We start from the raw sequence: 9,038 nt of genomic DNA, 5'->3' as shown, positions 1-9,038 counted from the left end.
GCATAAAGATAAAAAGCTGTACCGTAGGGCATACGGGAACAGGATAAACATAGCTTGTGGACACTGTGTAAGACATTGCAGTACCGTAAAGTATTCGTCAATGCAGTAGTGGTAGAAACAAGAATCCTCCTGCTTTAGCTGTGGGGAGTGTCAAGGGATTCGGGTAACAATGTATTATAAAGACCATATGCCTCCTCATTTTCATGCAGAATATAATGGGAATAAAGCATTGGTCGACATTAATCATATACAGGTAATAAAAGGATCATTGCCAAATAAGCAATTACGTCTGATTTTGGCATGGTGCACCATTCACCAGGATGAGTTAATGCAAAACTGGGAGCTGGCAAAGGATATGAAGCCTTTAAACAGAATTAATCCACTGATATAAGACGTGAGGTGAAAGTCTATGAATGAATATTTTCCTACGGTTGTACAGGTGATTCCGTTAGATAATTTTCATGTACAGGTCTTTTTTGATGACGGAAAAATCGTTGATTATGATGCAACGGATGATTTGAAAGCAGAGATTTTTGCACCGTTAAGAGAAATTGAGAAATTCAAAGATGCATGTACCGTTATGAATGGAACACTCGCCTGGGATATTTCCGGAGAATGGGATGAAACAAACTGTATAGATATTGATCCATTTACATTGTATGAGATGGAAGCAGTGAATGATAGGATTGCGTAAGAGGAGAAAATCATGAAAAACGCATACAAACTGATCGCCGTAGACATGGACGGAACGCTGCTGCAGTCGGATAAGACAGTTCATGAGGACACCGTCAGAGATATCCAGGCGGCGGTCGATGGCGGGATTCCGGTTGTGTACTGTACCGGCCGGGCGGTGGTGGAGTTGGAGCCGTATTTTGCGGTTCTGCCGATGATGCGCTATGCGGTCTGCTACAGCGGCGCACTGGTGTATGACAGCGCGGAGAGAAAGGCCATTTACCGGGCGGAGATTGCGCGGGAATACATAGAAAAGATTGTGCGAACGGCAGCAGAATACAAGGCAATGCCGCATATCCTGACGGAAAACGATTCGATCGTTTCATCCAGTGATATCCAGCATATGGACCAGTTCCGCATGGGGGTTTATCAGCCGCTGTTTTTAAAAGTGGCGACGCAGGTCGAGAGCATGGAAGAGGAAGCCAAGCGGTACGATTCCATTCCGAAAATCAACATCTATTTCCGCTCCGAAGAGGACCGGAGCCGGGCGTATGAGGAATTAAAAGCCCTGCCGTTGACCTTCGCATTTGCCGAGAAAACGTCACTGGAAATGACCGCGGAACATGTGACAAAAGCAACCGGCCTTGCGCAGCTTGCAAAGCGTTTGGGCGTAACCCTCGGCGAGACAGTCGGTATCGGTGATGCAGACAATGACCGCGCTGTGCTTGGCAGTGTAGGTTTCCCAGTTGCGATGGGAAATGCAAACGATGAGATCAAAGCAATTTGTAAATATATTACCGCCGATAATGACCATAATGGCGTTGGAGCAGCAATCCAGTATCTCATGGGTGAAGAAAAATAGTTTACGAAGCAGCCGGCCGCCCCGAAACAATCATTTCCGGGCAGTCGGCTATTTTGCGTTTTTGTAGAAGAATACTCAGCCTCAGGAAACAAATTTGGATTCAAGTTGCTTTTTCCATTTCTCCCGTTATAATGAGAGTTAGGAATGTATAACTGAAATCTGGATTTGAAAAAACGAGGGCGAATAATATGAAAAAACAGTTTTCTGAAACAGAAACAGATGGCTTCTACGCAACCTATTATGAAAATCCAAACGGTGCCGACCATGCCGTCATCGGCCTGTTCGGGGATGATCCGAATGACTACATGGCGAAATGCGGTGCAAAATGGCTGCACAGAAATGGCGTGAACGCGCTCTGTGTATCTCCCGGAAAGAAAAATTACAGTCATGTCAACTATCCGCTGGAGCGTATCGAGTCCGCGATCCGTTGGCTGAAAGCGCATGGAAATAAAAAAATCGGTATCATGGGAATGAGCACAACGGCAATGGTTGCGCTTGCCGCCGCATCGTATCTGCCGGAGCTCACACTGACCGTCAGCTTTACCGGCAGCGATTTCGTATGGCAGGGTTTTAAACAGGGCAAGCGGGACGGCTGCCGCGAATGGCCGGTTCCGAATGCATCGACGATTTCCTGGAAAGGCGAGCCGCTTCCTTACATGCCGTTCGTGTACGAGCATCCGACCTACTGGCACAAAGTTGAGGAAGAAACAAAAGGCTCCGGAGATATCGAGCGGTCAACATGTCTGTTTATCGACTCCGAAAAAGTAAGATCGCACACCGAGGAAGAAATGATCAAAGTCGAAAACATTCAGGGAAAACTGCTGCTGATCGGCGCAGACGATGATTCTTTCTGGGAGGCCGGAAAATACGTCCGCCGCATGGACAAGCGTCTGCAGGAGCGCCCGCACACCTGCGAATACGAGGCCCTCGCCTACGAGCACGGAACCCATTTCGTCCTGCCGGAAGGCATGCTCCGCATCGCACTCCCGATCGGCCTGAAATTTGTGATGCGCTTTGTATTCAAAGCCGCAAAAGATTATCCAAAGGAATGCGAGGCAACGCGAAAAGACATCGACCGAAGAGTTACGGCAGCGCTGAAAGAATGGACAGCAAAATAAAGACAAAAGTTACAGAATGAATAGGTGGGTTTTATGCAGGATTAGCAAAAATCTGATGGGAAAGGGAATGGTATTTTGAACAACGGCTTCGAACTGAAAGCCGTGGAGGAAGCCATGCCGCCGGAAACAATGATGGACATCCCGGGGATGAAGGATGAGCTGCGCCGGCCGATGATGCTGTTGGTGAAAGCAGTAAAAAAATAAAGAGAAAAGAACATGGGAGGATTTTACAATGAAAGATTTTAGACAGGAAGACTACAAGGTATTTGAAATGTTCGACAAACAGTGGGCACTTGTCACTGCCGGCAGAATGGATCATTTCAACAGCTGCACGATCGGCTGGGGAAGTCTCGGAAATATCTGGGCAGCCGACCGGAAAACCATTTCAACCGTAACGGTTTATGTGCACCCGGCGCGCTACACAAGTGAGTTCCTGAAAGAAAGCGACACCTTCACCGTGAGCTTTTACCCGGATCAGTACCGCAAAGCGCTGGGCTACATGGGCGGTCACTCCGGCCGTGACGGAGACAAAGCTGCCGCCGCAGGCCTCACCCCGGCTGCCATCGGCGACGGCGTAACATACGAGGAGGCAAACCTGACCTTCCTCTGCAAAAAACTGTATCAGCACCAGTTCGCCAAAGAAGATCTCGCACTGGAAATCCAGGAATACTACGCTTCCATGCCAAAAGTCTACCCGGATTTCAAAGGAGGCTGGCAGCCGCATATCGTGTTTGTGGGACAGATTCTTGGCGTGGAAGACAAACGATAAAAGGCGGTGAACCATGGGAGTTCAACTTGGGGCAATCGCAGTTTTGCTCGTATTTTACGGATGCTATCTGGGAAAAATGATGGCACAGAGACGCCAGGGAATCCAGACGGATCAGATGGGAAAAGGAAAAGCAGGGAAAACAAAAGCGATTGAGCTTACCATGAAAACCGCTACGTTTCTGGTGCTGATCGTGGAAGTCATCAGCATCTGGCGCAGTGCCTCATCCATGCCGCCTGCTATGCGGGTGATCGGATTTGTACTTGCGGTCTGCGGCGATGTGGTTTTCATCGTCTCCGTTCTGACCATGCGCGACAGTTGGCGCGCGGGCGTTTCCGAAACAGACAAAACAGAACTCGTTACCGATGGAATTTACCAGATCAGCCGTAATCCTGCGTTTCTTGGATTCGATCTGGTCTACCTGGGAATCCTGCTGATGTTCTTTAACGGGATTTTATGCGCAGCATCCATCTTTCCGATGGTGATGTTTCACATCCAGATCGTGAACGTCGAAGAGCCGTTTCTTGCGAAAGCATTTGGAAAGCCATATGAGGAATACAAGAGAACCGTAAACCGTTACCTTGGAAGAAAATAAAGAAAATACAAGACCATTTTTTCCTGCAACAATCATAACAGGAGAAAACGGTCTTATCTTTTAATGAAGTAAAAACAGCCGAAAAGCCTGCTCCACCGTATTTGTCATATTTTCAGCAGCATTTTTCACATCCATAGCCTCCTTAAGTGAAACGACGCTTCGCAGAATCGGGAAAAAGGCATCAATTCCGGCAGCGTTACATGCGGATGCGTCTTTTGTGACACAGCCGGAGAATGCGATGACCGGTTTGCCGTATTCTTTCGCCAGCTTTGCAGCCCCGATCGGTGCTTTTCCCATCACGGTCTGCCCGTCGAGCCGTCCCTCGCCGGTGATGACAAGATCGGCATCGCGCACATCATCCCGAAGTCTGATTTCGTCCAGCACAATCTGAATCCCCGGCTCGAGAACTGCCGGCAGAAATGTCTGAAAAGCAAATCCCAGACCGCCCGCGGCCCCCGTTCCAGGCGCAGCTGGATCAGCTTTTGGAAACTGTTTCCGACAGAGGGAGGCATAAGAGGCAAGCGCCGAATCCATCCGCGCAATCATGTCTGCATCCGCCCCTTTCTGTGGCCCGAAAACTGCGCTGCACCCGTTGGAACCGCAGAGCGGATTCGTCACATCACAGGCAATGCGGAAGGTACATTCCGACAGTTCCGGCAGAACGTGGGCTGTCGTAATCGCGGCGAGAGATTCCAGCCCAACCGCACCAAACGGAATCTGTTTTCCATCCGCGTCGAGCATTCCAAACCCAAGTGCCTGCAGCATTCCAATTCCGCCGTCATTCGTCGCGCTTCCGCCAATTCCCACAATAAAATGGCGGCAGCCCCGCAGCACTGCATCCCGGATGACTTCACCCACACCGTACGTCGTCGTATACAGCGGATTCCGCTCCGCGCCCGACACCAGCGTAATGCCCGCAGCCCCGGACATTTCAATGACAGCCGTGTGTGTCTGCTCGATCACACCATACTGGCACAAAACCGTCTTACCAGTCGGGCCCGTCACAGGAACTGATACAAACCGTCCGCCCAGCCCTTCCGTCAAAGCCTGAACCGTCCCTTCCCCGCCGTCCGCCAGTGTCCGGACAACTGTCTCCGCTTCAGGTTTCACACGATGAATCCCTTCTGCAGCCGCCTTTCCAGCCTGCAAAGAAGAGAGGCTTCCTTTAAAAGAATCAATTGCAATCACAACTTTCATTATTTTTCTCCTGATTTCAAATATTTCTCAATCCGACACTCATGTACCTTCGTATTCTTATCATAATTAACACCAACCAGCAGAATATCCCCTGTATAAGATGCAATGGAAGCCGGGTAATGCTGTCTTTTACTTATACCCCGATTTTACCATTCCCCCATCCAAATAGCAACGCGCACCCCCGAAAATCCCGTAAAATCTCGGAAAAGAACCGATAAAATATGCTTTCCGCTCTTGACAACGCTTACAGCCCCTAGTTATAATAAGGCATGAAAAACGATGACGAAGACAGTAGTCTGCGCGTGAACGGTACATTGAAAGCGAGCCGGGGATGGTGGGAGTCCGGTACAAGTAGCGGCAGGTGAACATCACTTCCAAGTTGCAGTTCTGAATCTGCGTACCCGGTGCATAAAATATAGAAAGCCGGAGAGCAGTGGTAAGAAGTTGCCGGCCGTTCCCCGTTACAGGAAATGCATATGATAGTATGTAACAGGTGGTTACGATAAGTACAGCTTTCGTCCTATTACAGGGCGGGAGCTTTTTCTTATTTTACGCGAGTAACGAGTCAGAGTCTGTGTTTGCACGCGACCCTGGCGACTGCCGCGACAACGAGCATATCAAACGAGAAACTTAAGTTTCAGGAGGTACAAGCATGTACAAGAAAGTTTCAACCGACATGAACTTTGTCGAGAGAGAAAAACAGGTTGAGAAGTTCTGGGAAGACAATCAGATCTTCGAAAAAAGTATGAAAGTGCGTGAAGGAAACCCGTCCTACGTATTCTATGACGGACCGCCGACCGCAAACGGAAAACCGCACATCGGTCACGTAGAGACCCGTGTTATCAAGGATATGATTCCGAGATACCGTACCATGAAAGGCTATCAGGTACCGAGAAAAGCAGGCTGGGATACCCACGGACTGCCGGTAGAGCTGGAGGTTGAGAAAAAGCTCGGTCTGGACGGAAAAGACCAGATCGAGAAATACGGCGTAGAGCCATTCATCGAGCAGTGTAAAGAAAGCGTATGGAAATACGAGGGAATGTGGGAAGACTTCTCCCATACCGTTGGATTCTGGGCTGATATGAAAAACCCATACGTTACGTATCATAACGACTACATCGAGTCCGAGTGGTGGGCATTAAAAGAGATCTGGAAGAAAGGTCTTCTGTACGAAGGACACAAAATCGTTCCTTACTGCCCGCGCTGCGGTACCCCGCTTTCTTCCCACGAAGTAGCACAGGGATACAAAGATGTCAAAGAACGTTCAGCCGTTGTCCGCTTTAAAGTAAAAGGCGAGGACGCATACATCCTGGCATGGACCACCACACCGTGGACCCTTCCGTCCAACGTTGCACTCTGCGTCAACCCGGATGAGGATTACGTAAAAGTAACAAGCAAAGGATATACCTATTATATGGCAGCCGCTCTGGTAGACACCGTTCTCGGTGAGGGCGCTGAAATCCTGGAGCATTATCAGGGTAAAGATCTCGAGTTCAAAGAGTACGAGCCGCTGTTCCCGTACGCTGAGAAGAGAATCGGAAACAAAAAAGCATACTATGTAGTCTGCGATACCTACGTAACATTGACCGATGGTACCGGTGTTGTTCATATCGCACCTGCATTCGGTGAGGACGACTCCAAAGTCGGTCACAGATACGATCTTCCTTTCGTACAGTTAGTAAACGAAAAAGGTGAGATGACCGAGGAAACTCCGTGGGCAGGCACCTTCTGCAAGAAAGCAGATATGGCCGTTCTGCAGGCACTCGAGGATAAAGACCTTCTGTTTGATGCTCCGCTGTTCGAGCACAGCTACCCGCACTGCTGGAGATGCGATACTCCGCTGATCTACTACGCACGCGAGACCTGGTTTATCCGCATGACTGCAGTAAAAGAGGATCTGATCCGCAACAACAACACCATCAACTGGATTCCGGAGAGCATCGGAAAAGGACGCTTCGGCGACTGGCTGGAAAATGTTCAGGACTGGGGACTTTCCAGAAACCGTTACTGGGGAACTCCGCTTCCGGTATGGCAGTGTGAATGCGGCCATCAGGACTGCATCGGCAGTATAGAAGAGCTGAAAGAAAAAGCCGACAACTGCCCGGATGACATCGAGCTTCACCGCCCATACATCGACGCAGTGACCATTAAGTGCCCGAAATGCGGTAAAGAGATGCACCGTGTACCGGAGGTTATCGACTGCTGGTTCGATTCCGGATCCATGCCGTTTGCACAGCATCACTATCCATTCGAGAACAAAGAAACCTTCGAGAAACAGTTCCCGGCACAGTTTATTTCCGAGGCTGTAGACCAGACACGTGGATGGTTCTACTCCCTGCTTGCAATTTCCACTCTGCTGTTCAATAAAGCACCGTACGAGAACGTTATCGTACTTGGTCTGGTACAGGATGAAAACGGACAGAAGATGAGTAAATCCAAAGGAAATGCGGTAGATCCGTTTGACGCACTGCAGACCTACGGTGCCGATGCGATCCGCTGGTACTTCTACACCAGCAGTGCTCCGTGGCTGCCGAGCCGTTTCGCAGGCAAGACCGTAGTGGAAGGACAGAGAAAGTTCATGGGAACCCTGTGGAACACTTACGCATTCTTCGTTCTGTACGCAAACATCGATAAATTCGATGCAACAAAATACAGTCTGGAGTATGACAAACTGGCTGTGATGGATAAATGGCTGCTGTCCCGTCTGGAATCCACTGTAAAAGCAGTAGACGACAACCTGGCAAATTACCGGATTCCGGAAGCAGCAAAAGCACTGCAGTCCTTCGTGGACGATATGAGTAACTGGTATGTACGCCGTTCCCGTGAGCGTTTCTGGGCAAAAGGCATGGAGCAGGATAAGATCAATGCTTACATGACTCTGTACACCGCACTGGTGACCGTTGCGAAAGCAGCAGCTCCGATGATTCCGTTCATGACAGAGGATATTTATCAGAACCTCGTAAAGAGCATCGATGCAAGTGCACCGGAAAGTATCCATCTGTGCGACTTCCCGGAGGTACATGAGAACTGGATTGATCCGAAGATGGAAGAGGATATGGCAGACCTGCTGGAGATCGTCGTTATGGGACGTGCCGCAAGAAATACTGCCAATATCAAAAACCGTCAGCCGATCGGAACCATGTACGTGAAGAGCGAATTCCAGCTTTCCGAGTTCTACAAAGAGATCATCGAGGACGAGCTGAATGTCAAAGAAGTTGTATTTAAAGATGACATCGCAGATTTCATCAGCTACAGCTTCAAACCGCAGATGCGTACCGTAGGACCAAAATACGGAAAACTCCTGAATAAGATCAAAACCGTACTGTCTGAGCTTGACGGAAATAAGGCAATGGCAGAGCTGAAGAGCACCGGTGAACTTAAACTTGACATCGACGGAGAGAAAATTGTATTATTAGAAGAGGATTTGTTGATTGATATGGCGCAGATGGAAGGCTATGTCTCCGAATCCGATCATACAATCACCGTTGTTCTGGATACTAATCTGACTCCTGAACTGATTGAAGAAGGCTTTGTACGTGAGCTGGTAAGCAAAATCCAGACCATGCGTAAAGAGGCAGGCTTTGAGGTTATGGACAAGATCCGTGTATACGCAAAAGACAACGATAAGATTGTAGACATCATGAAAAACCATGGGGATGAAATTAAATCTGAAGTTCTGGCAGAAGATATCGTGACTGGAGAGACAAAGGGCTATGAGAAGGAGTGGAATATCAACTCCGAAAAGGTTACCATGGCAGTAGAACGTATCTAAGATCATTTTGGATGCGTTTTCACGACGATCATTAATATGAAATTGGCCTGCGAGCG

Annotated in this window: 9 protein-coding genes; 8 read left to right on the top strand and 1 reads right to left on the bottom strand. The window is 48.9% G+C overall.

All coding sequences use genetic code 11. From position 1 onward, the window contains the following. The first annotated feature begins 157 nt into the window (after positions 1-157). The 7 genes from ACY2VW_RS09245 to ACY2VW_RS09215 all read left to right on the top strand — a co-directional run bounded on the left by ACY2VW_RS09245 (position 158) and on the right by ACY2VW_RS09215 (position 4,013). Positions 158-391 (top strand): DUF4160 domain-containing protein, encoded by a 234-nt coding sequence (locus ACY2VW_RS09245; protein ID WP_461877865.1) that lies wholly within the window; start codon positions 158-160, stop codon positions 389-391. Positions 392-409: 18 nt separating this feature from the next. Beyond that, positions 410-694 carry a DUF2442 domain-containing protein gene (locus tag ACY2VW_RS09240; RefSeq protein WP_461874294.1) on the top strand — a complete coding sequence of 95 codons (285 nt, stop codon included), beginning with the start codon at positions 410-412 and terminating at the stop codon, positions 692-694. A gap of 12 nt (positions 695-706) precedes the next feature. Further along, the gene (locus tag ACY2VW_RS09235) at positions 707-1,534 is read left to right on the top strand and encodes a Cof-type HAD-IIB family hydrolase (RefSeq protein ID WP_461874295.1); all 828 of its coding nucleotides are present in this window, start codon (positions 707-709) and stop codon (positions 1,532-1,534) included. 188 nt (positions 1,535-1,722) lie between these two features. Then, entirely contained in the window at positions 1,723-2,652 is a 930-nt protein-coding gene (locus ACY2VW_RS09230) for an acyl-CoA thioester hydrolase/BAAT C-terminal domain-containing protein (protein WP_461877864.1), read from the top strand. A 75-nt stretch (positions 2,653-2,727) separates the two neighbouring features. Further along, positions 2,728-2,856, top strand: a complete 129-nt coding sequence (locus ACY2VW_RS09225; RefSeq protein WP_461874297.1) for a methyltransferase — start codon at positions 2,728-2,730, stop codon at positions 2,854-2,856. Positions 2,857-2,884: 28 nt separating this feature from the next. After that, positions 2,885-3,421, top strand: a complete 537-nt coding sequence (locus ACY2VW_RS09220) for a flavin reductase (RefSeq protein ID WP_461877863.1) — start codon at positions 2,885-2,887, stop codon at positions 3,419-3,421. Between the two features lie 13 nt (positions 3,422-3,434). Continuing rightward, on the top strand, positions 3,435-4,013 hold the full coding sequence (locus ACY2VW_RS09215; RefSeq protein WP_461877862.1) for a methyltransferase family protein: 579 nt from the start codon (positions 3,435-3,437) through the stop codon (positions 4,011-4,013). Positions 4,014-4,073: 60 nt separating this feature from the next. On the opposite strand, the gene ACY2VW_RS09210 is transcribed toward ACY2VW_RS09215, so the two are convergent. Then, positions 4,074-5,210, bottom strand: coding sequence for a glycerate kinase family protein (locus tag ACY2VW_RS09210; RefSeq protein WP_461877861.1), 1,137 nt, complete (start codon positions 5,208-5,210; stop codon positions 4,074-4,076). 652 nt (positions 5,211-5,862) lie between these two features. On the opposite strand from ACY2VW_RS09210, the gene ileS reads away from it, so the two are divergent. After that, on the top strand, positions 5,863-8,982 hold the full coding sequence (gene ileS, locus ACY2VW_RS09205; protein WP_461877860.1) for an isoleucine--tRNA ligase: 3,120 nt from the start codon (positions 5,863-5,865) through the stop codon (positions 8,980-8,982). Positions 8,983-9,038 lie beyond the last annotated feature (56 nt).

It is taken from the genome of Fusicatenibacter sp., assembly GCF_977045365.1.
This window is presented reverse-complemented; position numbering and strand designations above follow the sequence as displayed.

Bases quoted from the DNA above. Each gene is read 5' to 3' on its own strand.
- ileS (WP_461877860.1), top strand. From the start codon at position 5,863: ATGTACAAGAAAGTTTCAACCGACATGAACTTTGTCGAGAGAGAAAAA.
- ACY2VW_RS09235 (WP_461874295.1), top strand. From the start codon at position 707: ATGAAAAACGCATACAAACTGATCGCCGTAGACATGGACGGAACGCTG.
- ACY2VW_RS09215 (WP_461877862.1), top strand. From the start codon at position 3,435: ATGGGAGTTCAACTTGGGGCAATCGCAGTTTTGCTCGTATTTTACGGA.
- ACY2VW_RS09240 (WP_461874294.1), top strand. From the start codon at position 410: ATGAATGAATATTTTCCTACGGTTGTACAGGTGATTCCGTTAGATAAT.
- ACY2VW_RS09220 (WP_461877863.1), top strand. From the start codon at position 2,885: ATGAAAGATTTTAGACAGGAAGACTACAAGGTATTTGAAATGTTCGAC.
- ACY2VW_RS09210 (WP_461877861.1), bottom strand. From the start codon at position 5,210: ATGAAAGTTGTGATTGCAATTGATTCTTTTAAAGGAAGCCTCTCTTCT.
- ACY2VW_RS09230 (WP_461877864.1), top strand. From the start codon at position 1,723: ATGAAAAAACAGTTTTCTGAAACAGAAACAGATGGCTTCTACGCAACC.